Origin of the sequence: Hyalangium minutum, from assembly GCF_000737315.1 — a bacterium.
GTDB lineage: Bacteria > Myxococcota > Myxococcia > Myxococcales > Myxococcaceae > Hyalangium > Hyalangium minutum.
In genome coordinates, this window is sequence record NZ_JMCB01000010.1 from 1 (window position 1) to 22,137 (window position 22,137).

Sequence of the window (22,137 nt, forward strand, 5' to 3'; positions counted from 1 at the left end):
CTCACTCAGCAGGTAGAACACGGCACGGCCTACCTGCTCAATAGGGTTCTACTCCGGCTGCTCTCTCCCCAACCAAGTCCCTCCCGGTGAACGGTTACGACGCCTTTTACAAGGCGGCGATAGCGGCAGGCGGCAAGGACAACGGCGCGCCGGGTTTGCGGCCTCACTACCACCCCAACTACTACGGCGCCTTTGTGCTCGATCCGGACGGTCACAACATCGAGGCCGTGTGTCACGAGGCGCAGTGACCTGGCCGAAAGGCCGAGTCAAGAATGACTCCGCGTCCTCTCCGCTTCACCCCGCCTTGCTCCCTCTCGGCACGCAGGTGGGGCCCTGGCGCGTGGTGGACTGGGCCGGTAGGGGCGTCAGCCGAGAAGAGTGCGATGCATGGCTCACGGGCCACATGTACCAGGGCGCCTGCTACGTGCCGATCTTCGCCCCCGACGCCCAGCGTCCCAACACCTCTGGCGCGAAGCCGCCTCGGTGATTGAGAGGGATTGGGTCCTCCAAGGACCAATTGGTTCCGGAATGCAAGCGCCGCCCCCGTTCTCCTCTTGCGAGGCGGTGCACCATTTGGGCCTTTTCAGCCCTGGACGATCGTCTTGAAGCCGCCAAACGAGAAGCGCTTCATGTCGAAGGGCATCTTGAACGTCTTGTACTGCTCCGGCTGCATGCGCGGATCTGCATGCACGAGCTTGTTGACGCGGTTCCGGTCGGCTTTCGACTTGTAGATGATGAACGAGAACGCCAGCGTTTCGTCCGGCTTGAGCTTGCACATCTTCTTGAAGGGCATGCCCATTTTTTCCTGCAGGTCGTCGCCGATGCACTCGAAATACTGGAGGGCGCCGTGCTCCATCCAGACTTTGCGACCGATGGTCGCCATCTTCTTGTAGGCTTTGAGGTTCGCCTTCTTGATCGGGATGATGAAACCGTCGACGTACGTAGCCATGTGATCCTCCTCGGGGTTCTTTGCCGTCGGATGCTAACATCCTTGCGTGTAGTCGACGACAAGGCCCAGCGACCTTCTGTCTCCCGATGATGCCGAGGCCTTCACGAAATCAACGAAGGCTCGCAGTGCCGTCGGGATCTGACGGCGACTGGGGTAGTAGAGGAAGAAGCCGGGATAGGAGGGGCACCAGTCCTCGAGTGCCCTCACCAGGCGGCCCTGTGCGAGCAGCGTGCTCACCTGCGCCTCGAAGACATACGGTTGCGGAGTGCGGACAGTCCACTAGGAGCGTGGAGCAGGCGGAGGAGGACGCCGCCAGCAGGGCGCCGGACGGAGTTGGACGTCCGGCACCCTGCTTGCCCCTCGCCAGCACCCGCGCAACGCGGCCCGAGCCGAGCGGTCACGGAGAGTCGCGCCCGCCGATCGCCGGGAAGCGCTCGTAGGCCCGCTTCAGCGCGTCCAGGTGGGCCGGGTTGTCGAGGTCGAGCGGCGCATCGGTGAGCTGTACGACCCACCCGCCCGACGGCGTGCGACGCGCTCGCGTGAGCAGCTCGGCATCGCGGGCCGGGTCCGGGAACCTCGACCCACTCATCGCGGTGAGGCAATGCAACGAAGGTTTCCTTTTCAGAAAGCGTCCACCCCAGACGCAAGCCGGGAATCGCACCTTCCATTCCATGAACGATGGCGAGAGGTCGCCCATCGTCGCCCTTGAGTGCAGGCGCGTAGACGATAATGCCAATACCATTCTGGCTAACGGCCACTTCAGCACCAATCAATGACAACGACTTTGAGGGAGGGATCCGCGAACTTCAGAGCGGTCTTGTGCGCTTCGCTGCGCATCAATCCCCTCTTGGATGGCGGCTGCCACCACCACCGCACCAACAACAACTCCTGCACCGACGACAATCTCGGGCGCGGCAAAGATACAGAGGGCCACGACTGCGGGGGCGGCTGCATCCGCGGAGGCAACGGCGCATCGTTTGGTGACATCTCGGAACCTGACCCTGTCGCGATCGAGCGCGTGAAAGCACCTCTCTGCCAAGATCGGCCATTCGTTCGAGGCATCGCGTGCGGTGACGAGGACCTGGTGGACCATGAGACGCTGCGGAACGACCCGCTGCTTGCAGCCGTGGTGGGAGACAAGTCTCCTGGCGGCCGGGCCAGGACGTTAGGGTACGGTGCTGAGCACCTTCCACTCCGAGGAGCCGATGAAGAAAAAGGGACCGCAGGGCAAGGAGGAACGGCCGCCGCCCACCGCCGGGCCGTCCGGGCCCCCACTGGGGGAGCCGTTCAGGTGGCGCTCGGAAAGTGACGAGCCCACGCCGGCACGCCTCTCGCCGGTGGACGATCGGCTCAGCGCCGACGCGGCACTCAAGCGCGTCCGGCGCGGCGAGTACCTGCTGTACACCGGCGACTTCCACAATGCGAAGCAGCTGCTCGGCGCCATGGGCCGCCGGCTCTCGCGCCCGGCGGGGGCTGGCTCGCTGCTGGAGGCGTTCCGGGCGGAGCGACGCGCACGGCAGCTGGAGCACGAGACGCTGTCACGCATCGTGGTCGCGCTCGACCGGGACTACCGATTGGGGCTGGCACGGGCGCCGGACGTGGCTCAGGCGTGCCGCCAGGTGTGGGGCGAGCCCGAACTCGCCACCACCGTCGTCCCGCTCAAGCAGCTGCTCGGAATGCTCGGGGCTGCGGAGTGGAGGCGCAAGGGCCTGGCCGTTCCTGGCCTCAAGGGCCTGCTCCACCCGCACTATGGCGTCTACCTGCCGACCCGCACCGACTACGCGGAACTGCTGCTCCCGCTGCCACAGGTGAAGGGCAAGCGCGTGTTCGATGTGGGGACTGGGACTGGCGTGCTCTCGTTTCTGCTCCTCCAGAGCGGAGCGGTCTCCGTAGTGGCCACCGACTGCGACGCCCGGGCAGTGGCCTGTGCGCGAGAGAACGCACAGCGACTGGGCCTTGCGAACCGCTTCCAGGGGGTGGAGACCGATCTCTTCCCCGAGGGCAGGGCGGACCTCGTGGTCAGCAACCCTCCGTGGATCCCCGAGCCTCCCAAGAATCGGGTGGACCGCGCGGTGTTTGACGAGGACAACCTCTTCCTGCGGCGCTTCCTGGAAGGGCTCACCGCTCACCTCGAGCCCGGCGGAGAGGGCTTGCTCCTCCTGTCCAACCTGGCGGTGCTGCTGGGCCTGCGCCCGGCAGGCTGGCTCGACGAGCAGCTCGCGCGCTGCGGACTGACCGTCAAGTGGACCCGGTCCACCCAGGCGCGGCACTCCAAGGCGAGGGACCGGTCGGATCCGCTGCACGCCGCGCGCTCGCGCGAGGTCACCACGCTCTACTGCCTGGCGCCTGCGCCTTGAGCACCGCGGGTAGCACAAGGCAGAGGTATTCACCGCAGGTCCTCTTTAGTTGACACTGTACCCACAGTGTGAACTCCCGCGCCTGATTGAAAGGACATGGCCATGCGCATCCGAACGTGCCACGCCCCCCTGCTGCTGCTTCTCTCGGCCTGCGCCACGATGGATCCGAGCCTGGGCGAAACGGAGGATCCGAGTCCGAGGTACGCCAATCTTCAGCGGGCGGCACTGTACCCCTGGACAGATGATGGGCAGTGCGTGGTGCGCGAAGCCTCCAACGAATGGCCCATCCTTGCGAAGCGGTGCTTTCACGCGCTCGATCGCGACAGGGTCAGGTTTCGGGATGTCAACAAAAAGTGCGCCATTGCCTCCGTGGATGCAGCCGCTCCCGCAGTCGTAGCCCTCTGTATCTTTGCCGCGCCCGAGATCGTCGCGGGTGCAGTGATTGTGATTGGCGCGGTGGTGGTGGCAGCCGCCGTCCAAGAGGGGATTGATGCTTATCAACGGCACGCAGACCGCGAGCGAGCGGAACTCAGGACGCAACCGACACCCGCTGAGGAGCCGTTAGCGAACCAAACACCTAAGCCAAAGGGGTCGCCCACTGGAGACATCTTCCCAGTACCAGACGCCAACCCGCGCCGCCCGGAGTGCGAGGCCATCCCGGTACCGCGCGCATCCAAAGATAATCCGCATAACGAGTGCGCCGACACGTTTCCGCCCAACCGTTATCCCGGCAGGGACGTGCGCGTGGGAGGAATACGCTTTGATGCGCTGCAAGTCGGCGTGCGCGTGCTCTGGGAGATCAAGACCCATCAATTTGATAAGTACAATGCCTTCGTCCAGGGCATGGAGATCAAGAAGGAACTCAAGCAAATCCCAAAGGAGCGAGCCATCGCCCTGGCATGTGGATATGACTTCGTTGTTGGGGTGAGCACCCTGGAGCACAAAAAAGCACTGATGGAAGCGGATTCCTCGCTCCATGTCGTCGTCACGGGATGCACACGATGACCACGCCTAGAGCCCTTACCCTCATCGTCTACGCACCTGCACTCGGGGGCAAAGACGGTCGCACGGTCGACGTCATCCATGGGATGGAAAAGGCGCTCCCGGGCTTGCGTCTGGAATGGCGGCTCTCCGCTGGAGGGCGCCCCATCCCATTACCACAGCGCGATGCATGGCTCCTAGAAAGCATTGAAGACGGGGAGTTTCCGATTGTGTGCAACGGGGACGTGAGTTCCCCCGTGACAGTTGATGGAAGGGAAAGGCCGGGACTCCTCAGCCCAGGCGGTCAGCCCATGTTTGAAGTCCATGCAAAAATGCCACTGGACGAGCCTGTGATCGCGGCAGCGGCGGCTGTGCTTGAAGCCGTGGCGGAGGGCGCACGCGCGTTCTGGGGGCATGCGTCGCCCTATGGTTACGGCTCGGAAGTCGCGCAGCAGTATCGCCACTCGACTCATGCACCAGAGGTCTCACCCCGTGGACTTCCCACGCTTAACCTTCCACAGAAGCTCCCCTCGCCTGAGATTCCCTGTTTCCTCGGGTGGCTGAACTACTGGTCTGCCGCTGCTGCACGCGCCATCGGATTCCCAGACCCCTCGCGCGACGGCGAACTGCTCACACGGGCGCGGCGCACGGCGTCGGGCGGGGGGGTCGTGCAGCTCACCGATGCGCCGCTCGACCTCGACAACCCGGCCCACCTGGACGCGCTGAAACGGGCCTACGAGCGCTTCCCTGTGATCGGCGGGCGCGACTCTCCGTGACCGCTCGGCTCGGGGCGCGCTGCGCGGGCGCTGGCGATGGTAGAGAGGCCCACTGCGGTGCCGGTGTGACTCAGCTTACGGACAGACCCACTTGAACGTGGCCGAGCATGCACCGTAGCCACCATGGTGACGGCGAAGAGCGCTGCGAACACGTGCTTCATGAACTTCTCCTTGGAAGGAGTAGGAAGAAACCCCGGACTGCTGGGGAAGGAGCCGGACTTTAGTCCCCTTCTGGGCCCGAGCCCCACTCCTTGAGCTTCTTGAACAGCGAGGAGCGCGCCAGGCCCAGCTCCTTGGCCGCCCGGCCCTTGTGGTGGTCGCAGCGTTTCAGCGAGCTCTCGATGAGCTGCCGCTCCAACTTCCCCAGCATCTGCTCCAACGTCACCCCCGCAGGCAGCTCCAGCGGCGGCGGACGGCCCGGAACCTCGGGAACGCGCGCGCTCGCGCCGCTCCCACCGGCTTCACCTCCCCGCTCTCCAGCACCCGCAGCAGCTTGGCCTGCTGCTCCAGCGTCAGCTCCCCCACCTCGTCCAGGAACAGCGTGCCCCCATCCGCCTCCTCGAAGGCCCCCTTGCGCCGCATGTCCGCCCCCGTGAAGGCCCCCTTCTCGTGCCCAAACAGCTCGCTCTCCACCAGCGCCGGCGAGAGCGTCGCGCAGTTGAGCGCGATGAAGGGCTTGCCCTCCCGCGGAGAGCACGCATGCAGCGCCTTCGCCACCAGCTCCTTGCCCGTGCCACTCTCCCCCAGCACCGTCACCACCACCGGCGCCGGCCCCACTCGCCGCACCCACTCCACCACCTCTCTCAGCGCAGGGTCCGTCCCCACCAGCCCGTGGAAGCCCTCCGGCTCCACCCCCGCGCTTTGCGCCTCGAAGCGCAGCTCCGCCTCGCCCACCTGCAGCACCGTGCCCAGCGGCACCTCCGCCTCCAACACCCTCACCCCGGCCAGGTACGTGCCGTTGGTCGAGTTCAAGTCCCTCACGTGGAAGCCCGCCGCGCTCCGCTCCACCTCCAAGTGCCGGCTGGAGATGTACTTGTCCTGGATGACCAGCGCATTGCCCGGGGCCTTGCCCACCGTGAACCGGCCGGGGTCCGGCGTGTACACGCGCTCGGTGGTGCCCTGCTTCACACGCACTTGGGCGGGCGGCAGGCCCTCCGCCTTGACGGCGTCGCGCGGCTGCAGCTCCGTGCCCCGCTTCGTCCACGTGCCGCCCTCCCCGCCTCGGGTGCCGCGCTCCCGGAACAGCGCGACCCACGGGCCCAGTTGCGCGTCCACTCCATCCTCCAGCTCGCCGCGCCGCACCCGCTGGCCCGCCACCACCGTCCCTTGGCCCGACAAGTCCTCGAGCACCCACCGCGCACCTTCCCGCCGCAGCGCCGCCTGCTGACGGCTCACGCGTGGATCTGGAATGACGATGTCACTCCCCGCGCCATCCCGGAGGACTCCACCCTGGAGCAGCTGCGCACCGAGCTGCTCGGGCTGATGTCCCAGGAGAACTCCAACCATCACCGCATGGGGGAGATCTACAACCACATCGTGGAGAAGAAGCTGGCGGAGAAGGCCGACTACAAAGACGCGCCGGAGTACTTCCGCAAGCACCTGGCGGACCTGTCCGTGGCGACACTGAAGACGTACGGGGTGGTGGCGGAGAACTTCAGTGAGCCGGTGGCGAGGCGCTTCGGCGTCACGTGCCTGTCGCTGCTGGTGACGTACACGGAGGCGGCCGGGCTGGAGCTGAACCACGAGGAGCCGGGCCCTACGCCTATCGAGGTGCCAGACGAGAACGGGCATGTCACCGAGCAGCCGTTCGGCGCGTGCAGCGTGGACCAGATGCGCCGGGCGCTGCAGCGCAAGCGCAGGCCCACCTCCACCAAGCCCCTGCCTCCGGAGAAGGTGGCGCTGGCCGAGCAGTACTCCGAGGCGGTGGCGCAGCGCTTCCCCAAGGGCAAGGGCGCTCGGGTGAAGGTGCTGCTGCGCAACGAGAAGGGCAAGGCGGTGGTGGACTTCAAGGGCATCCCCTTGGAGCAGGTGCTCCAGCTCGTCGAGGCGCTCTCCGCCGAGCTGCCCCCGCTCTCCGAGTCCTCGGGGTCGCCGCTGCCGCTGCCGGTCCGGACGTCCTAGCCACGCCCCCGTGAGTCACGGCCCCGCGTTCCCGCAGAGGGGACGCGGGGCCTCCCTGCATGAGTCACCTGACGAGCGCCTACCTTTCAGGTAGGATTGACGCCACTCATGCTGAATGACTCCGCGTCCTCTCCGCTTCACCCCGCCTTGCTCCCTCTCGGCACGCAGGTGGGGCCCTGGCGCGTGGTGGACTGGGCCGGTAGGGGCGTCAACGGCGCCGTCTACCGCGCCGTCCGCATCGGCCAGGAGCACCTGCCTCCCGTCGCCCTCAAGGTGGCCATGCTGCCGGAGGATCCTCGCTATGGCCGCGAGCGGGAGCTGCTCTCGCGCACGCTGCACCCCCACATTCCCCGGCTGGTGGACTCCGGCTTCTGGGTGAGCCCTACCGGCGCGCGCCACCCTTTTGTAGCCATGGAGTGGGTGGATGGCGTGCCCCTCTATGACTGGGCTCGCATGTTCCGTCCCTCGGCGGCGCAGCAATTGAGGCTGCTGGCGCAGGTGGCACTCACCCTCCAGTACCTCCATGTGCAGGACGCGCTCCACCGCGACTTGAAGGGCGCCAACCTCCTGATCCGCCGCTTTGACAACCGGCTGTTCGTCACTGACTTCGGCTCCGGCATCTACCCGGACGCGACCTCGCTCACTCCTCAGCAGCTGCCCCCGGGCACTCCCGCCTATCGCTCCCCCGAGGCTTGGCTCTTCACCCAGCGCCACCGCCTCTCCTCGGAGCGCTACCGCCCTGGCCCTGCGGATGACGTGTTCGCCTTGGGCGTCACCGCCTGCGTGCTCGCCACCGGCAAGTACCCGGAGATGGGTGACCTCCAGAAGGATGCGCAGGGCCACGGGTACCTGGATTCGCTGAGGCTGCCTCGGGCCTTGTTCTCGGCCCGGGTGGAGCCGCCGCTGCGCGAGCTCATTCTGCACATGCTCGCCATCCGCCCCGAGGAGCGCATCACCGCCGCTGAGCTGGCACCTGCGCTGGAGCGCGCCGCGGACTCGCTCCACTCGCCCTCCCCTGCTGCCTCCGCCGCCCCTTCCGCCCAGCCTGCGCAGCCCGCGCGCCGCCACCGCCTGGCCCACGCAGCCACCTCGGGAGCGTTCCTCGCCAGGGCGGCGGGAGTGGCCCTGCTGCTCCTGCTGGGAGTTCGCGATGGTGCTGGGCCTGCTCCAGACGCCGAGCCCCTCGCCGCTGGCGCGAGCCCGTCCGAGGGTGCGCCCGCGGGCCTTGGCGAGACGGCGGCTTCCGCCTCCCCCACCGCTTCCCCTCCTTCCTCCTCCCAGCCCGTGGCCGCGGACACGCTTCCCGAGCCCTACGAGGGACAGACTCAGCCCGACAAGAAGGGCCGATGCCCCCATCCCCGGCAGGTCGTTCTCAACGGAGTCTGCTGGTCACGCATAGGCGTCAACCGGGAAGAGTGCGACGCGTCCACGGGCCACATGTACCAGGGCGCCTGCTACGTGCCGATCTTCGCCCCCGGCGCCCAGCGTCCCAACACCTCTGGCGCGAAGCCGCCCCGGTGATTGAGAGGGGTTGGGTCCTCCCAGAACGCCGCCCCCGTTCTCAGAAGGCAGCGTCTTGCATGGCTCTGCGCAGTCCTCCCGGCCCTGTCGCTGCCGCCAGCCTCCGCGGGATCAGGTAGCTCAGCTCGCCTCCATACGAGGTGCCTATCAGTGCCAGGCGCGGTAGGCCCACAGGCCGCAAGGTGATACACTCCTGGGTGCGGTCCAGAAGCTTCGTCTCGTCGAGGAAGGACCTGTGGGGATGATCGGTATCCCTCGAATCACCAAGCTCTCGCTGGAGCAGCGCGCTCCGCGAGCCCTCGTGATGCAGCTGATTCTGTCAGCCCTCCTGCTGGCCGCAGCGCCCTATGCCGCATCCATGGAGCCATTCCAACGCATCTTCATCGACGGCTCTTACGACGCGCCTCACTCTCAGGATCCGTTGTTCCTGGCGAAGGCCGGGCTCGTCGCTGGCGGTCTGCTGATCCCGGTTGTCTCTGTCCTGTTGACCGTCACCTCATGGAGGCGGTGGACGACGCACCCGGGTCCTGCGCTGCTTCAGTCGGCGCTGCTGCTCCTCACATTCGTCGTGGGGTGGCGGAACTATCCCTATTGGGCGACTGGCGTGTACCGGGCCTACTCGAGTTCCCCTCCAGGTTGTGCCGGGTGATGCCATCGAACAGGGTCGCCAGAGACGTATGCGGCGTTCAGACGGCCGGCCGTGCTGATGAACTTCGGGCGGCCTGCCCCGGTACGTGGAGCGGGACTTCGCCAAGTACCTGGAATGCGGAGTGCTGGCGCACGGCTTCGCGCGAGTGCGCTGCGAGAGTTGCAAGGACGAGCTGCTCGTCGCCTTCTCGTGCAAGGACCGAGGGTTTGCTGTCACGCTGGGAGCGCAAGAATGCTGGACGCTCTGCCGGAGGCAATCAGAGCCTTCCTCAGGGGCACCCTGAGGAACTGGCTGGACCTGGGCACTCGGCTGAAAATCGACTTGACGTAGGGGGCGCTGCGAAGCGCTTCACGCACATCGAGTGAAGCATCTCACAGCGCCCGCGCTGTACTTTCACCAGACTGCTTTCCCCAGGGAGCCATTGAGGTTCTCTATGAGCTTTACCTGGGAGCACACATGTCAGATTTCTATAGAAAAGAAAGCGAGACGGTCTTCAATGAACGTTTCAAGACGTTGAATTCTCGGCAGGGCTCGGTAGGGCTGAACGGTCATCTCATCTTCCAGGCCAAGAATTATACCGGGGAGAAAGTATTCACCGTAACCACCGCGAAAGGTGTCACGGGCAGCATTAGATTGAAATGCACGGTTGTCGACGGCCCCATGCTGCGAATTGTGCGGTGCGACAATTCGAATACGCTTGTATTCGAAGGAGACGAAGTGGATGTAGCGGCAATCCTCAACCCTAAGAGCAAATTGAGAGGGACTCTCAAGTATGAGGCCATCGCGAAAATCTGCAAAGATCACGCGACAAGCTCGGCCCATTCCCCACTGATTTCAGGGTGCAAGACAAACAACTTCAGCCAAAACACAAGATACCCGGGGCGCAAGTTGCACCTCGTCTTGAAAGTAAGGACGCCTTTCTCAAACCCTCACGTCTCGGGAAATGAAAGAGAGTATTTTCTGATAGGGCAAGTGCACGATACGGACTGCAAACAGATTGAGTACTTGGGCAGGACGATGAAGGTCAAGAATACGATTAAGGGAAAAACTGTAGAGAGGATCGTCGACGAGAAGAAAAACATACCGGTGGAACCTGTAAGACATTTCCTCCCTCAGCCGAGCGATGTGCGGGAGGGTTCACCGTTTAGACCACTTTTCGGGCGTCGCGATTTGCATCTGGACCGACGGTGAGATGTCTTGAGAGGGTTGTGGTTGGGTCAGCAGGCAAGGCTCGCCCCCCTCCTGGAGACGATCCGCAGGAAACGCGGCGTAGCGATCGCGGCGACAGAGATCGTCTGGTGCCGAAATGTAGGAGCCCGCAGCCCCTGTGGCGCGGGCGGCGGGCTTCTCGGACGATCTTCACACCGCGCCAGTTTTCGTCCCACCCCGCTTCTCACACCGCCGCGGTGGCATGCCCGCGCTTCCTCGCGTTTCGCGATCGGAATCCCGCGTTTCTGGAGGTTCGTTCCCACCTTGCGGTTCCGGCCCCCTGCTCAGTAGCTTCAGGCTCCAAGTCAACGGAGGTTCACCGAGATGCCAAGACTTGGACTGAAGTGGATGCCTGTAGGACTGCTCCTGGGAAGTGCGGCGGCCAGCGTTGGCTGCGGCGGCCCCCCGCCAGACGCTGTCGCCACGGAGGTGAGTGAGCCGGGTGAGGCCCCCCTTGAGCGAAGCGCGTTCAGCACGTGCACCTACTCGATTTGGGGCTGGGGCCTGAAGGTTCTGAGAGATCAGCGAACCAATATCATCAACTACGAGGGAGATCTGGAGCTCCAGGTGCGCTACCACGCCAACGGAGTCTCGTTGCCCAGATACCCGGAACCCTCGGAGGGCGTCTCCTATTACAAGGTTGCGTACCCAGAGCATTACAACCGCCCTGGCCACATCACCGACGTCGTCTCTTCTGTCGAGGCCCCCGTCACCATCACTCTCACTGCCGAAGTTTGGGAGATTGAGAACGGGCTTCAAGGAGGGACGGATTACGGCACTGCATCGATCCCCTTGACGTTGAACTGCATCGACACGGCCATTGAGGGAAATGTGAACGTCAGCGTTCCCGGGGATAACAGCAAGGAAAAGACGGCGCTTGTCCAGGTCTGGATCGACGCGGTCAAATGATTGATCTTTGACGGTCGCCAGGTCAAGGCCTGAGGCAAGCCCACTGAAGTCTGCGGCGAGAGGAGTGCGAGCGATACTGGACGTCCTATGCGCACCTATCAGGCGGCTCAGTAATAGCAGGCGCACTCCCCGGAGTGGCAGAAGCCGTAGTTGAACCCTGCGTCCACGCACTGTTCTGTGCAGATCTTGTCGCACTCCCACATGGGCGGCCCCTGGTGTGACGTGGCAAGGGCCTGCGTGGCACCCAATGAAACGGCGAACCCCACGGATGCGGCGAGCAATGCCTGAGCGCTCTTCTTCCAGATGCGAATCAAGGTGACCTCTCAAGACTGGGTGGTATGAGGTAGGAAATCTCCGACGAGGAGGAGCCAGTTCCGGAGGAGGCGAGAGCGGGGAGTGAGGCAGCGGCCAGTAAGGAGCGGATCTGAGCTAGGAGCCCTTCACCGGCCATTTCTTCTTCATGTGAGCGAGGCCGCCGGAGACGATCTTCTCGAGGACGGCCATGTCCACGTCGGCGAGCTTGTTGATGTAGAGGCAGCCGCCGTCGCCCATCTTGTGCTTGCCGAGCTTGGCGAAGAGCGCCTGGGTCTCGGCGCCCTCGCCGCCGCCCCAATAGACGGAGAGGCTGGCCTTGCGTGGGGAGAAGCCGACGACGCACGCGTCGCCCTCGCGGCCGGTGTCGTAGGTGTAGTGATACGTGCCGTAGCCGACGATGGTCGGGCCCCACATCTTCGGCTTCCAGCCGGTGACCTTGGCGAAGAGTGCGAGTTTGCGGCGAGTTTTGTGGAATCGAGCTGCATCAGCAACACCGGATCCAGCCAGATGTCCTTTTCAGATCGTCGACGAGCGCGGACTGTTCCATCTGCAGGATGCGGTACTCGCCGGCCCGCGTCTCCACGGGGAGCCGGAGCGTGCCATTGGCCTGTGCGCCGACACCCAGCGTCTGAAGCATGAGCGGGCAGGCCTCGGCCTCGCCCAGGTGCGGCGGGCGCTCCCTAGAACCGGCCGCCGAGCCCCAGCGCGCCGCCCCACCAGACCCCCAGAGGTGCCGCCAGGGACACCCTCGCAAGGAAGCCGTACCCTGCGTGCATCGGCTTATTCCGGGACGGCCCCCAGTACCGGCGTCAAATCCGGATCGGCCTTCTGCATCGCCCGACGATAAGCCGGCCGCGCGCCGATGCGTTGCAGATAGGCCAGGATGTTCGGCCAGGGTGAGAGATCATACGGCTTGAACAGCCGCATCGTCGTCAGCGAGAACACCGTCATGATATCCGCCGCCGTCAACGCTTCACCGGCCAGATAGGGCGCCTCCCCCAGCCGCTTCTCCAACGTCGAGAAGACCCGGTTGAACCGGTCCTTGGCCGCCTGCAGCGGCGCGTTCTTGTCCGAAGGATCGACGCGCTCCAGGCTCCTCACCGTCAAGACGGCCGGTTGCAGCGTCCCGTTCGCGAAGTGGAACCAGTAAAGATAGTCGGTGAAACCGGGCTCGCCGCGCTTCACCGCGAGCCGGCCCGGGCCATAGGTCTGGATCAGATACTCGCAGATCGCCCCGGATTCTCCGAGGACGAGGTCGCCGTCGGTGATGATCGGCGCCGTGCCCATCGGGTGAAGCGCCTTGTATTCCGGCGGGGCCAGCCGGTTGTCGGCCCGGCGCGGATAGCGCTTCAGCTCATAGTCGAGCCCGAGTTCCTCACAGAGCCAGACGATCCGCTCCGATTGCGAACGCCCGAGATGATGCAGCGTCAGCATCTGCTCCCCCTTGCCCGAAGCATTGTCCTGGTCATGGGCGAACCGTAAGCTGCGCGAGTCCGCTCGAAAAGGCGTGCCCGCATACCGGTATGGCGACTACCACCCTCCCCGAATTTCTCCGCGCTCGCCGCGAGCGGCTTCAGCCCGAATCGACCGAGCGGCGTCGCACTCCCGGACTTCGTCGCGAGGAAGTCGCGGCGCGCGCCGGAGTGAGCGTCACCTGGTACACGTGGCTCGAACAAGGCCGCGGCGGCGTGCCGTCCGACGACGTGCTCGAACGCCTCGCTCGCGCACTCGAGCTCGACGCCACGAATCGCGAGATGCTGTTCCTGCTCGCTCACGATCGTCCGCCACCGCGTCGCCCTACGCCACCCGCCGAGGTCACGCCAGCGCTGCAGCGCGTGCTCGACAACCTGCACGTGCCCGCGTTCGTGAAGACGCCAACGTTTCAGATCGTCGCGTGGAATCGCGCCGCCGTGGCGGTGATCGGCGATTACGCCGCGATTCCCGAGCGCGACCGCAACATGCTGCGCCGGGTCTTTCATCCCGAAGCCGCCACGTTCCTGCCGCATGGCGATGACATGCGCCGCACGTGCCTCGCCGCGTTTCGCGTCGACATCGCGCGTGCAGGTGCCTCCGAAGAAGCTGCTGCGCTCGTCGACGAGTTGATGGAGACGAGCGCGGACTTTCGACGGCTGTGGGCCGAGAATGAGCTGCACACGCACGGTGTGCGGTACAGGCGGCTCGTCCGGCCGAATGTCGGCGAGCTCGTGTTCGAGACGTCGGTGTTGTCGGTCGACGGCAGCGACGGCCTCAGCATGTTCGTCTTATCACCGGCGGACGATGCTTCCGCGCGTGGAGTCGACCAGCTGCTCCGCGAGCTTGTCGGGTCGCCCTCGACAAGGTGACCCCACTCCCCTCACGGGAGGATCACCGTCAAGCGCGTCTGCCGCCTCTTCTTGGGAGGGCGGCTTGAGCAGGCGTGTTCCCTACAGGGCCCCCCTCCACGTCAGAGGCCGAGTTCGCGCAGCCCCGGGTGATCCGCCGGGCGCGGGCCCAGGGGCCAGAGAAACTTGCGCTCCGAGGCGGAGAGGGGCACGTCGTTGATGCTCGCCTCGCGCCGGCGCATGAGGCCGTGGTCGTCGAACTCCCATTGCTCGTTCCCATGGGAGCGAAACCAGTGGCCCGCGGCGTCATGCCATTCGTATTGGAAGCGCACCGAGATGCGGTTCTCGTGAAACGCCCAGAGTTCCTTGATGAGCCGGTAGTCGAGTTCCTTCTCCCACTTGCGGGTCAGCAGACCGATGATCTCGGAACGTCCCTGGACGAACTCGGAGCGGTTGCGCCAACGGCTGTCCTGCGTATAGGCCAGCGCCACCCGCTGCGGATCGCGTGAGTTCCACCCGTCCTCGGCCTTGCGGACCTTCTCGACGGCGGTTTCGTAGGTGAAAGGAGGCAGGGGAGGTCGGAGTTCAGACATGAGGCATCTCCTGGGAGGCAGAGAGGAGCCCGTAGGTAATGCCCCCCGCTGCTCTCGCGCAACCTCCAGTCCCCCTCTACTCCGCCAAGAACCGACTTGGTCCCGGAATGCAAGCCCCGCCCCCTTGCTCAGAGGGGAGCGCTTGAGCGCGACGGGTTGTTCTGCATGGAGGCGGCGGGAATCGAAGCCGTGTAGGGGGGAAACCGCCGCACGGGCTTGAGCAGCCGTGTTCCCTCCAGGGCTACGGGGTGGGCACACCGACGTGGCTCTCGGCACTCCCGCACTGCCCTTATCCTTCTGATGCGCTACTTGATCGGGAACATCGTATTTCCAGAGGTCGTCTTGTCGGCGGACACTTCCTCCTGAATCACGTCCCAATGCTCCACGAAGCGCCCGTTCACGACCTTGAAGATGTCGACGGCGATCATGGTCTTGTCGCCCCAACCGACGTAGCGGCCATGAATCATCACAAAATCACCGTCTTCGATGACCAGGCCCGGTTCGTAGCGAAAGTCAGGCTTCAGGCTCGGGATTATCTTGCGGAAGAAGTCCGTCCCGTTCGGCATTCGCGGGTTGTGCTGGATGTATCCGGGGGCCCAATACCTGTCGAGTGCGGTCAGGTCCCTGTGGATGAACAGCGCGGTCATTGCAGACATGACGAGTTCTTTGTTGCTCATTTTTGCCTTTCGAAAACTCTGTTGTGAGGCTGTCGCCGTGGACAGGGGCGCTCGGCTCAGGAGTGCTCGCCGAGAATGCCGAGGTACTCGCCGAGCCGAAGCTCTACCTTGAGTCCATCCTTGGCAAAGTGCTGACCCAGGCGCGCGAAGCTGGCCTGAAATCCGGGTGAGGCCAATGAACTCGAGTACTCCGCGTAGGCAGCAGCGAGGTCCGCGTCCGGGGGCAATGATGCGCGGTTGATTTGACCTTTAGCGGCGGCCACGACCACTTTGTCGAACGAAGCGATCCGGGCCGCGAGCTTATCCACGAACGCGTCTAGCTCGGCGTCCGGTAAACTTCGCGTGACCCAACCATAGCGCTCGGCCAGCTCGGCATCGTAGTCTTGGCTCGTAAGGATCGCCTCGAGACTGCGATCACGCCCGATCAGGCGAGGCAGACGCTCGCTACCCCCGCCACCCGGCAGGATGCCGGTACCGACTTCCGGCTGCCCGAACATGGCCTGCTCGCGGCTCGCATAACGCAGGTCGCACGCCAAAGCGAGTTCGTTGCCCCCTCCGCGCGTTCGCCCACGAATCTTTGCGATGCTAACGAAGGGCGCCTTCGAGAGGCGGATCACCAGATCGACCCACGTCGGGACCACATTCGGCCCTTGAGTGAGCGGAAACTTGGCAGCTTGTCGCAGATCGAAGTGATTAAAAAAGAAGCCTTCGGTGCCGCTCGTGAAAATGACGACCCTGAGTCGTTCGTCCGTCGACAGCTCCATCACGATCTCGTGAAGGCGTGCCACCGTCTCCGGCACGATCACGTTCGCTGGTGCATTGGAGAAAGTGACGGTGGCGATCTTCGGGTTCGACTTGTCCACATTGACAGTACTCTGCTCGCTCATGTTCGCTCCTCTGTGGCTGGATTATCGACCGAGGAACCGATTCACTTCGGCCGCGAACTCCTCCGGGTACTGGAACAAGAAGGCGTGTCCTGCGTCCGGGTAGATGCGCAGCTGCGCGTTCGGAATGTGCTTGGCCAGCAAAGAGGTGTTCGCCGTCGGCACCATGATGTCGTTGTCTCCATTGGCGACCAACGTCGGCTGTTTGATTGCGGCGAGGCGTGAGAGCTTCGACGCGTCCGGGACTCCCCAAGTCGAGATCGCGGTCAGATGCGCGTTGACCGTGTCTCGGGTGACCGGGAGATCTCTGTCGACCTGACGCAGGCGGAGGCGTTGGATGAACTCCCGACCCTTGGAGCGACTCGACTCGGACTTCTCGAAGAAGAGGGTGAGTATCGCGTCGGCGTCGATCTTCTCTCGCAGCGCAACCTCGAGCACCTCGGGCACATACATGTGCATGCCCTCGCCCCCCTGAGGCCCCGTCCCCGCGAGCACCAGGCGGCGCACCTGATGCGGTCTCATCAAGGCGAACTCCTGCGCCACGAAGCCACCGAGCGAGAAGCCCAGAAGGTCGACGCGCGGCAGCTTGAGCGCATCGACGAAGGCGATGGCTCCATGGGCCATCTCCGTGACTGTGTCAGGCGTCTTGCCGCTCGAGCCGCCGACACCGACGTTGTCGACCAGAATCACCTCGCGCTGCTCGGCGAGCGCGTCCACGAGCGCGGGATCCCAGTTGTCGAGGTTGGCTCGATAGTGAACGAAGCACACCAGCGGGGCCGCCGAGCCGTCGGTCTTTCCGAACCGTCGATAGGCGTACTTCACCCCGTTCGCTGCTTCGACTGTCAGATTCGCAGCGTTCGCTTGCCCGACCTTCGTCATGATTCGTTCCTCATCCATGTCTCGTTGAACTTCGTTCTGCTGCAACATCGCAACCGCAGGCCGGATTTGCCATTGGCGGCATCGACAAGATTCGGTCTATTCTTGCCAGATGTTCGTACACCTGATCCTCGAAGGCTTCGCCGACAGCTCGCTGGGTGTGGCGCTCGACGTCGTCGGTACCGCGGCACACCTCAGCAACTCCGGGCGCGCTCCGATGCCTCGCGGCGGGAAAGCGCTGCTCCAGCGAGTGGTGTCACTCGACGGCGAGCCGGTGCGTTCGGCGGCTGGGCGATTGGTCGCGGTGGACGGCGCATTCAGCGTTCCCGCCCTCCGCGAGGGAGATGTCGTCCTCGTGCCGGGCATCTTCTCGGCAAGCGCGCGAACCATCGAGCAGTTCCTGGCTCGGGAGGACATCCGCCGCGCCGCCGAGCTGCTCGCGAAGGTCGTCGGCAAGGGTGTGATGGTCGCGGCGTCGTGCTCCGCCACGTTCGTACTCGCCGCGTCGGGCGTCCTCGACGGGCGATCCGCGACGACGTCGTGGTGGCTCGCGCCCGAGTTCGCGCGGCGGTTCCCGAAGGTCTCGCTCTCCAGCGATCACATGGTCGTCGACGAAGGGAAAATCATCACGGCGGGCGCGGCGCTGGCCCACATCGACCTCGTGCTCGCGGTCGTCGCGCGGATGGTGGGTCCTTCGTTGCCGCATCTCGTGGCGCGCTATCTCGTGCTCGACGAGCGGCCGTCCCAGGCTCGCTACGTCGTGCTCGAGCATCTTCGAGCGAATGACCCAGCGCTCCTCGAGGTCGAGCGGTTCATCATCGAGAACGTCGACCGTCAGCTCTCGCTCGAGGAGCTTGCACGCGTGGCTCGGGTATCACCGCGGACGCTCGCTCGCCGCGTCCACACGAGCCTGAGCATGACACCGCAGGAGTTCGTGCAGCGCCTGCGCGTGCGCCGAGCGATCCATCTCCTCGAAACGACCCGCTACTCGGTCGACGACATCGCCGCGCGGGTGGGCTACGCCGACGCAGCGGCCTTTCGCCGCGTCTTCCGCCGCTACGCGGGGGAGTCCCCTCGGCGACTCCGCGGGCAAGGCTAAGTGCCTCTCTCGGTAGGAAGTGGGAGGTGCTCGTCGGACGGATACGAGCGTGCCGCCCGGCTCCTTATGATTCACCTGCACCCCCGCCGCCTCCTGGTAGCCCAGCAGCAGCGACAGGCAGGTGACGCCGAACCGTACGGACACCGGCTCGCTGAACGCCCCCGCCACCACCGGATGGGGGTGTCCGCGCGTGAGACGGGTGCATGAGCACCGTCCCCCCTCCGGGTGTGCTGACCGGGCCGCAAGGTGATACACTCCCGGGTGTGGTCCAGAAGCTTCGTCGTCGAGGAAGGACCTGTGGGGATGATCGGTATCCCTCGAATCGCCAAGCTCTCGCTGGAGCAGCGCGCTCCGCGAGCCCTCGTGATGCAGCTGATTCTGTCAGCCCTCCTGCTGGCCGCAGCGCCCTATGCCGCATCCATGGAGCCATTCCAACGCATCTTCATCGACGGCTCTTACGACGCGCCTCACTCTCAGGATCCGTTGTTCCTAGCGAAGGCCGGGCTCGTCGCTGGCGGTCTGCTGATCCCGGTTGTCTCTGTCCTGTTGACCGTCACCTCATGGAGGCGGTGGACGACGCACCCGGGTCCTGCGCTGCTTCAGTCGGCGCTGCTGCTCCTCACATTCGTCGTGGGGTGGCGGAACTATCCCTATTGGGCGACTGGCGTGTACCGGGCCTACATCAGCCATCGGGGGAGTCCGCATCTCGATCCCGCCGGGCTGATTCCAGCCACCTGGATCGACCCGCTATGGGGTTGCGTGGTGCTGCTCCTGTACCCCATCACCGCAGTCGCGGTGCTGCTCCTCGGCGCCTGTCTCTTCCACGAGCGGAAGCGGATGAACGATGAGTTCTTTTACGGAGCGCTGACAGCTCTCCTCGGGGCAATGGGCGCGTTCGCCTCCACGCCGGATTACATGGTCTGGTTCCTGGACTGAGCGAGCAGCTCAGCCGGCCTCCGTAGCGCCGCTCAATCCTCTCGGCGGTGGGGATCCCGGCGAGCCTCGAGTTCCCGGATCCGCTCGCGCGCCTCGTCCCCCTCGGGGATCGGCCGGCCGATGTCGCTCCATTGCACTGCCGCCTTGAAGCCCTCCGCCTGCGCATAGCGGCGGAACCACATCCCCTCCAGGTTGTGCCGGGTGAGGCCATCGAACAGGGTCGCCAGAGACGTATGCGGCGTTCAGACGGCTGGGCCGTGCTGATGAACTTCGGCTCCGGGCACTACCAGTCGGCCGCGTCCGCACCTCATTTCCGGTAACCCTCGGGCATGGTGGAGGCGGCGGGAATCGAACCCGCCGCTTGAAACCTTTGACGAGGGGGCGTACCAGCGCAGGCGGCCGGAGCAGTGGTTCTGGATGCACAACCGCTGGCCGAAAGAGGTGTGGGTGAAAGCGGCAGTGCTGGGCTAGGAGCCCTTCACCGGCCATTTCTTCTTCATGTGAGCGAGGCCGCCGGAGACGATCTTCTCGAGGACGGCCATGTCCACGTCGGCGAGCTTGTTGATGTAGAGGCAGCCGCCGTCGCCCATCTTGTGCTTGCCGAGCTTGGCGAAGAGCGCCTGGGTCTCGGTGCCCTCGCCGCCGCCCCAATAGACGGAGAGGCTGGCCTTGCGTGGGGAGAAGCCGACGACGCACGCGTCGCCCTCGCGGCCGGTGTCGTAGGTGTAGTGATACGTGCCGTAGCCGACGATGGTCGGGCCCCACATCTTCGGCTTCCAGCCGGTGACCTTGGCGAAGAGTTTGAGGAGCTGTTCGGCGTCCTTGCGGCGCATGTCGTTTTCGACGGCGGCGATGAAGTCCTTGACGCTGACGGCTGTCGGCTTGGTCTTGATGTCCTTGGCGTTGGCCATGTCGCTCCCCGCTAATTTGCGGCGAGTTTCGTGGAATCGAGCTGCATCAGCAACACCGGATCCCCGTCATTGCTGGTCACCGGCTCCTGGACGGACCGCCCCTGGGAGTCGGTCCGCAGGGTGTCCACTTCATGCAGGATGCGGTACTCGCCGGCCCGCGTCTCCACGGGGAGCCGCAGCGTGCCATTGGCCTGTGCGCCGACCCCCAGCGTCTGAAGCATGAGCGGGCAGGCCTCGGCCTCGCCTCCTGAGAATGAGCCCTGTCGCTGATGCAGCCGCCATCCTCACGAAGACGTCCCCATGAGGGGACAGCGAGGTCCGCCTGGACGCCCGCGCTACCAGTCCAGGTCCCGGACTCCGTTCACGGCCAACACTCGGCGCTCCCCCGTGCCATCGGCATTGATGACGTAGATGCCGTCGTCCTTGATGAAGGCGATCTGCCGGCCGTCGGCAGACCAGTGCGGCATCCGTCCGGTCGCAGGGAGCTCGGTCGCCGTCGGGCTCTCGGCTTGACTCACTGCAATCGCCCCCCCTACCCAATGGGTGAAAACCCACCGAGTCCCGTCGGGTGACCAGTCGACATCGCTGCCGGGGGGGGATACCTCATGGAATTCCGAGCCATCGGCCCGCACGAGTCCCCACCAGTCCCCCCCCGCACAATCGGGGCAGTCGTCGGACAGACGGAACAAGATCCATCCCGTGGAGGACCAGGCAGGCTCGGTGAGAGTACCAAGGCCCGGAGGGGCCACCGGATCCGCCGGCTCGGCGAACGGGACATCGCCGGTGCCATCGGCGTTCACGAAGTGGAGGGTGGTCTCGTAGCTCTCGTCGACAGTCTCATAGCCATCGGAGACGATCCATGAATCGCGGGGGTAGGGGTAGACCAGGCGTTTGCCGTCAGGAGACCACGCGGGCGCGCTCACACTCCTCGCGTCGCGACCCACGCGTGCCGCGACACGGTGGGCACCTCCCCCATCGGCGTTCGCCACGTAGAGCTCCGTGCCAACCAGATAGGCGACCTGGCTGTAGTCAGGGGACCACCGGGGGAACCGCTCACCCCCCTCGGTCTGCGTCAAGCGGGTCAGTTCCGTGCCGTCGGGTTGTACCGTGTACAGGTCGGGGGCGGGAGCCCCCCCGAGCGCCGCTGCGAAGACGATGGGGCGATCGACCAGGCCACCGGGAGGTGACTGGATCCTCAGGCGTACCCGGCTCTGAGGGGCGATGGGGCCGAACTCGAGCCGATACTGCGTCCCTGCCTGGAGTCGATAGCCGTACGCCCGGCGGAAGTCCCGACATGTCTCGCCCGAGATCCATTTCAAGCACCCGGCCGCAAGCGGCCCGCCGTCGGAGACCACCCGCAGAGGCATCGGGGGAGTGCCCAGGAACACCGTGTACGTCCCCGAGCGCTCGGGGGTGAAGCTCACAACCCCACCGTACCTCCCCCCCTCGAGCCGGAGGTGAACTCCATAAGTCGTGTCGGCGCGCAGCGTCGGGGCGGCGTGGGCTCCCAGCGCTGCTGCAGTCACGGGCGTCGAAGGGCTCTCGCAGAGTTCCCCCCCCAGCACCTCGGGCTGCGCCTGCGCACAGCCCTCCGCTTCCCGTTCGCTCGACACCCACACAGGCGAGTCCTCCGGCTCGGATCCCCCACAAATCACCGCGAGCAGACCGAAGCACAGACACGCACGACCAGCTGCATGCATCATCAGCCCCCCTTTCATCACGCCCGAGACGACGGAAGCCGTAGCCCCTTTGAGGGCGGGTCGGCACCATGGGGCGAAAGGGTTTGGATGATCGAAGACCTCCTCAAGCGTCCCCTGAGGACATAAAATGCATCGGGAGTTAAACAGCCCCCTCTCAAGATGAAGGAGGAGGCTTCGTAAGAGTTCGCCGTGCTCCCCAGGGACCGCCGTTCGAGACAGAGGAATGAACTCCCGAGAGGGATAGCCCCGTTCCTTCTCAAGGCCGCTGGGAACTCACGGGATGGAAGCGGCGGGAATCGAACCCGCCGCTTGGAATTCCTGACGAGTGCGGCCCCACTCGGTCGAGCGCTGTT

Annotated in this window: 28 protein-coding genes and 2 pseudogenes; 14 read left to right on the forward strand and 16 right to left on the reverse strand. The window is 65.1% G+C overall.

Going from position 1 to position 22,137, the window contains the following annotated elements; all coding sequences use genetic code 11:
• Window positions 1–98: 98 nt before the first annotated feature.
• Window positions 99–248: pseudogene (locus DB31_RS25100) on the forward strand (VOC family protein); the annotation flags it as partial.
• Window positions 245–487, forward strand: a complete 243-nt coding sequence (locus tag DB31_RS25105; RefSeq protein WP_044192103.1) for a hypothetical protein — start codon at window positions 245–247, stop codon at window positions 485–487. The pseudogene DB31_RS25100 and the gene DB31_RS25105, both read left to right, overlap by 4 nt.
• A gap of 96 nt (window positions 488–583) precedes the next feature.
• Here DB31_RS25105 and DB31_RS25110 read toward each other — a convergent pair whose 3' ends face one another.
• The 3 genes and pseudogenes from DB31_RS25110 to DB31_RS48055 all read right to left on the reverse strand — a co-directional run.
• The gene (locus DB31_RS25110) at window positions 584–949 is read right to left on the reverse strand and encodes a DUF1428 domain-containing protein (protein ID WP_044192106.1); all 366 of its coding nucleotides are present in this window, start codon (window positions 947–949) and stop codon (window positions 584–586) included.
• 33 nt (window positions 950–982) lie between these two features.
• Window positions 983–1,186 (reverse strand): LysR substrate-binding domain-containing protein, encoded by a 204-nt coding sequence (locus DB31_RS46890; protein ID WP_083968662.1) that lies wholly within the window; start codon window positions 1,184–1,186, stop codon window positions 983–985.
• A 160-nt stretch (window positions 1,187–1,346) separates the two neighbouring features.
• Window positions 1,347–1,605, reverse strand: a pseudogene (locus tag DB31_RS48055) (DUF5953 family protein); the annotation flags it as partial.
• 549 nt (window positions 1,606–2,154) lie between these two features.
• On the opposite strand from DB31_RS48055, the gene DB31_RS25120 reads away from it, so the two are divergent.
• From DB31_RS25120 to DB31_RS25130, 3 genes are all read left to right on the forward strand, one after another.
• A complete protein-coding gene (locus DB31_RS25120) occupies window positions 2,155–3,306 on the forward strand; it encodes a methyltransferase (RefSeq protein WP_044192540.1) in 1,152 nt (383 codons plus the stop codon).
• A 102-nt stretch (window positions 3,307–3,408) separates the two neighbouring features.
• On the forward strand, window positions 3,409–4,311 hold the full coding sequence (locus DB31_RS25125; protein WP_044192544.1) for a DUF6310 domain-containing protein: 903 nt from the start codon (window positions 3,409–3,411) through the stop codon (window positions 4,309–4,311).
• Entirely contained in the window at window positions 4,308–5,063 is a 756-nt protein-coding gene (locus DB31_RS25130; RefSeq protein ID WP_044192545.1) for a DUF5953 family protein, read from the forward strand. The genes DB31_RS25125 and DB31_RS25130 overlap by 4 nt, the downstream gene beginning before the upstream one ends.
• Before the next feature lie 220 nt (window positions 5,064–5,283).
• On the opposite strand, the gene DB31_RS49075 is transcribed toward DB31_RS25130, so the two are convergent.
• The gene (locus DB31_RS49075; protein ID WP_157232151.1) at window positions 5,284–5,448 is read right to left on the reverse strand and encodes a helix-turn-helix domain-containing protein; all 165 of its coding nucleotides are present in this window, start codon (window positions 5,446–5,448) and stop codon (window positions 5,284–5,286) included.
• Entirely contained in the window at window positions 5,445–6,458 is a 1,014-nt protein-coding gene (locus DB31_RS25135) for a sigma-54-dependent Fis family transcriptional regulator (RefSeq protein WP_169787094.1), read from the reverse strand. Before DB31_RS25135 ends, DB31_RS49075 begins: the two co-directional genes overlap by 4 nt.
• On the opposite strand from DB31_RS25135, the gene DB31_RS49700 reads away from it, so the two are divergent.
• From DB31_RS49700 to DB31_RS25155, 6 genes are all read left to right on the forward strand, one after another.
• On the forward strand, window positions 6,390–7,184 hold the full coding sequence (locus DB31_RS49700) for a hypothetical protein (protein ID WP_052420223.1): 795 nt from the start codon (window positions 6,390–6,392) through the stop codon (window positions 7,182–7,184). The genes DB31_RS25135 and DB31_RS49700 overlap by 69 nt on opposite strands.
• Window positions 7,185–7,292: 108 nt before the next feature.
• A complete protein-coding gene (locus DB31_RS25145) occupies window positions 7,293–8,705 on the forward strand; it encodes a serine/threonine-protein kinase (RefSeq protein ID WP_052420224.1) in 1,413 nt (470 codons plus the stop codon).
• Between the two features lie 241 nt (window positions 8,706–8,946).
• On the forward strand, window positions 8,947–9,354 hold the full coding sequence (locus DB31_RS25150) for a hypothetical protein (protein WP_157232154.1): 408 nt from the start codon (window positions 8,947–8,949) through the stop codon (window positions 9,352–9,354).
• An 85-nt stretch (window positions 9,355–9,439) separates the two neighbouring features.
• Window positions 9,440–9,637 carry a transposase zinc-binding domain-containing protein gene (locus tag DB31_RS51785; protein WP_075306192.1) on the forward strand — a complete coding sequence of 66 codons (198 nt, stop codon included), beginning with the start codon at window positions 9,440–9,442 and terminating at the stop codon, window positions 9,635–9,637.
• 173 nt (window positions 9,638–9,810) lie between these two features.
• Window positions 9,811–10,545 (forward strand): hypothetical protein, encoded by a 735-nt coding sequence (locus DB31_RS49085; protein ID WP_157232155.1) that lies wholly within the window; start codon window positions 9,811–9,813, stop codon window positions 10,543–10,545.
• Window positions 10,546–10,887: 342 nt separating this feature from the next.
• Complete coding sequence (locus DB31_RS25155; RefSeq protein WP_157232156.1) at window positions 10,888–11,472, forward strand: hypothetical protein; 585 nt, start codon at window positions 10,888–10,890, stop codon at window positions 11,470–11,472.
• A gap of 429 nt (window positions 11,473–11,901) precedes the next feature.
• Here the strand turns inward: DB31_RS25155 and DB31_RS25165 are convergent, their stop codons facing one another.
• The 3 genes from DB31_RS25165 to DB31_RS25170 form a co-directional block, all read right to left on the reverse strand.
• Window positions 11,902–12,201 carry a DUF1801 domain-containing protein gene (locus DB31_RS25165; RefSeq protein ID WP_083968666.1) on the reverse strand — a complete coding sequence of 100 codons (300 nt, stop codon included), beginning with the start codon at window positions 12,199–12,201 and terminating at the stop codon, window positions 11,902–11,904.
• A 70-nt stretch (window positions 12,202–12,271) separates the two neighbouring features.
• Window positions 12,272–12,424 carry a hypothetical protein gene (locus DB31_RS49090; RefSeq protein WP_157232157.1) on the reverse strand — a complete coding sequence of 51 codons (153 nt, stop codon included), beginning with the start codon at window positions 12,422–12,424 and terminating at the stop codon, window positions 12,272–12,274.
• A gap of 143 nt (window positions 12,425–12,567) precedes the next feature.
• Window positions 12,568–13,221 (reverse strand): glutathione S-transferase family protein, encoded by a 654-nt coding sequence (locus tag DB31_RS25170; protein WP_044192123.1) that lies wholly within the window; start codon window positions 13,219–13,221, stop codon window positions 12,568–12,570.
• An 89-nt stretch (window positions 13,222–13,310) separates the two neighbouring features.
• On the opposite strand from DB31_RS25170, the gene DB31_RS25175 reads away from it, so the two are divergent.
• The gene (locus DB31_RS25175) at window positions 13,311–14,129 is read left to right on the forward strand and encodes a helix-turn-helix transcriptional regulator (RefSeq protein WP_044192126.1); all 819 of its coding nucleotides are present in this window, start codon (window positions 13,311–13,313) and stop codon (window positions 14,127–14,129) included.
• Between the two features lie 101 nt (window positions 14,130–14,230).
• Here the strand turns inward: DB31_RS25175 and DB31_RS25180 are convergent, their stop codons facing one another.
• The 4 genes from DB31_RS25180 to DB31_RS25195 all read right to left on the reverse strand — a co-directional run bounded on the left by DB31_RS25180 (window position 14,231) and on the right by DB31_RS25195 (window position 17,141).
• Entirely contained in the window at window positions 14,231–14,701 is a 471-nt protein-coding gene (locus tag DB31_RS25180; protein ID WP_044192127.1) for a nuclear transport factor 2 family protein, read from the reverse strand.
• 305 nt (window positions 14,702–15,006) lie between these two features.
• Window positions 15,007–15,378: a nuclear transport factor 2 family protein gene (locus DB31_RS25185; protein WP_044192132.1), complete on the reverse strand. Its 372-nt coding sequence runs from the start codon at window positions 15,376–15,378 to the stop codon at window positions 15,007–15,009.
• A gap of 56 nt (window positions 15,379–15,434) precedes the next feature.
• The gene (locus DB31_RS25190) at window positions 15,435–16,265 is read right to left on the reverse strand and encodes an enoyl-CoA hydratase/isomerase family protein (RefSeq protein ID WP_044192134.1); all 831 of its coding nucleotides are present in this window, start codon (window positions 16,263–16,265) and stop codon (window positions 15,435–15,437) included.
• A 21-nt stretch (window positions 16,266–16,286) separates the two neighbouring features.
• Entirely contained in the window at window positions 16,287–17,141 is an 855-nt protein-coding gene (locus DB31_RS25195; RefSeq protein WP_044192136.1) for an alpha/beta fold hydrolase, read from the reverse strand.
• A gap of 109 nt (window positions 17,142–17,250) precedes the next feature.
• Here DB31_RS25195 and DB31_RS25200 point away from each other — a divergent pair, with 109 nt between their 5' ends.
• Both DB31_RS25200 and DB31_RS25205 read left to right on the forward strand, forming a co-directional pair.
• A complete protein-coding gene (locus DB31_RS25200; protein WP_044192138.1) occupies window positions 17,251–18,237 on the forward strand; it encodes a GlxA family transcriptional regulator in 987 nt (328 codons plus the stop codon).
• A gap of 303 nt (window positions 18,238–18,540) precedes the next feature.
• The gene (locus DB31_RS25205; RefSeq protein ID WP_157232158.1) at window positions 18,541–19,173 is read left to right on the forward strand and encodes a hypothetical protein; all 633 of its coding nucleotides are present in this window, start codon (window positions 18,541–18,543) and stop codon (window positions 19,171–19,173) included.
• Between the two features lie 32 nt (window positions 19,174–19,205).
• On the opposite strand, the gene DB31_RS46905 is transcribed toward DB31_RS25205, so the two are convergent.
• The 4 genes from DB31_RS46905 to DB31_RS25220 form a co-directional block, all read right to left on the reverse strand.
• Window positions 19,206–19,355, reverse strand: a complete 150-nt coding sequence (locus DB31_RS46905) for a hypothetical protein (protein ID WP_205628563.1) — start codon at window positions 19,353–19,355, stop codon at window positions 19,206–19,208.
• Window positions 19,356–19,640: 285 nt separating this feature from the next.
• The gene (locus DB31_RS25210; protein WP_044192143.1) at window positions 19,641–20,084 is read right to left on the reverse strand and encodes a DUF1801 domain-containing protein; all 444 of its coding nucleotides are present in this window, start codon (window positions 20,082–20,084) and stop codon (window positions 19,641–19,643) included.
• 11 nt (window positions 20,085–20,095) lie between these two features.
• On the reverse strand, window positions 20,096–20,305 hold the full coding sequence (locus DB31_RS25215; protein WP_044192146.1) for a hypothetical protein: 210 nt from the start codon (window positions 20,303–20,305) through the stop codon (window positions 20,096–20,098).
• 114 nt (window positions 20,306–20,419) lie between these two features.
• Complete coding sequence (locus DB31_RS25220; RefSeq protein ID WP_169787095.1) at window positions 20,420–21,697, reverse strand: PD40 domain-containing protein; 1,278 nt, start codon at window positions 21,695–21,697, stop codon at window positions 20,420–20,422.
• Window positions 21,698–22,137 lie beyond the last annotated feature (440 nt).

What these genes read in the sequence shown, in the direction of transcription:
- DB31_RS25195 (WP_044192136.1), bottom strand. Translation starts at nt 17,141, where the DNA reads ATGACGAAGGTCGGGCAAGCGAACGCTGCGAATCTGACAGTCGAAGCA.
- DB31_RS25120 (WP_044192540.1), top strand. Translation starts at nt 2,155, where the DNA reads ATGAAGAAAAAGGGACCGCAGGGCAAGGAGGAACGGCCGCCGCCCACC.
- DB31_RS25180 (WP_044192127.1), bottom strand. Translation starts at nt 14,701, where the DNA reads ATGTCTGAACTCCGACCTCCCCTGCCTCCTTTCACCTACGAAACCGCC.
- DB31_RS25205 (WP_157232158.1), top strand. Translation starts at nt 18,541, where the DNA reads ATGATCGGTATCCCTCGAATCGCCAAGCTCTCGCTGGAGCAGCGCGCT.
- DB31_RS25110 (WP_044192106.1), bottom strand. Translation starts at nt 949, where the DNA reads ATGGCTACGTACGTCGACGGTTTCATCATCCCGATCAAGAAGGCGAAC.
- DB31_RS25175 (WP_044192126.1), top strand. Translation starts at nt 13,311, where the DNA reads ATGGCGACTACCACCCTCCCCGAATTTCTCCGCGCTCGCCGCGAGCGG.
- DB31_RS49085 (WP_157232155.1), top strand. Translation starts at nt 9,811, where the DNA reads ATGTCAGATTTCTATAGAAAAGAAAGCGAGACGGTCTTCAATGAACGT.
- DB31_RS25150 (WP_157232154.1), top strand. Translation starts at nt 8,947, where the DNA reads ATGATCGGTATCCCTCGAATCACCAAGCTCTCGCTGGAGCAGCGCGCT.
- DB31_RS25190 (WP_044192134.1), bottom strand. Translation starts at nt 16,265, where the DNA reads ATGAGCGAGCAGAGTACTGTCAATGTGGACAAGTCGAACCCGAAGATC.
- DB31_RS25170 (WP_044192123.1), bottom strand. Translation starts at nt 13,221, where the DNA reads ATGCTGACGCTGCATCATCTCGGGCGTTCGCAATCGGAGCGGATCGTC.
- DB31_RS25165 (WP_083968666.1), bottom strand. Translation starts at nt 12,201, where the DNA reads ATGTGGGGCCCGACCATCGTCGGCTACGGCACGTATCACTACACCTAC.
- DB31_RS25210 (WP_044192143.1), bottom strand. Translation starts at nt 20,084, where the DNA reads ATGGCCAACGCCAAGGACATCAAGACCAAGCCGACAGCCGTCAGCGTC.
- DB31_RS49090 (WP_157232157.1), bottom strand. Translation starts at nt 12,424, where the DNA reads ATGCTTCAGACGCTGGGTGTCGGCGCACAGGCCAATGGCACGCTCCGG.
- DB31_RS25155 (WP_157232156.1), top strand. Translation starts at nt 10,888, where the DNA reads ATGCCAAGACTTGGACTGAAGTGGATGCCTGTAGGACTGCTCCTGGGA.
- DB31_RS25200 (WP_044192138.1), top strand. Translation starts at nt 17,251, where the DNA reads ATGTTCGTACACCTGATCCTCGAAGGCTTCGCCGACAGCTCGCTGGGT.
- DB31_RS25145 (WP_052420224.1), top strand. Translation starts at nt 7,293, where the DNA reads ATGCTGAATGACTCCGCGTCCTCTCCGCTTCACCCCGCCTTGCTCCCT.
- DB31_RS25185 (WP_044192132.1), bottom strand. Translation starts at nt 15,378, where the DNA reads ATGAGCAACAAAGAACTCGTCATGTCTGCAATGACCGCGCTGTTCATC.
- DB31_RS25215 (WP_044192146.1), bottom strand. Translation starts at nt 20,305, where the DNA reads ATGCTTCAGACGCTGGGGGTCGGCGCACAGGCCAATGGCACGCTGCGG.
- DB31_RS46905 (WP_205628563.1), bottom strand. Translation starts at nt 19,355, where the DNA reads ATGTGGTTCCGCCGCTATGCGCAGGCGGAGGGCTTCAAGGCGGCAGTG.
- DB31_RS25125 (WP_044192544.1), top strand. Translation starts at nt 3,409, where the DNA reads ATGCGCATCCGAACGTGCCACGCCCCCCTGCTGCTGCTTCTCTCGGCC.
- DB31_RS25130 (WP_044192545.1), top strand. Translation starts at nt 4,308, where the DNA reads ATGACCACGCCTAGAGCCCTTACCCTCATCGTCTACGCACCTGCACTC.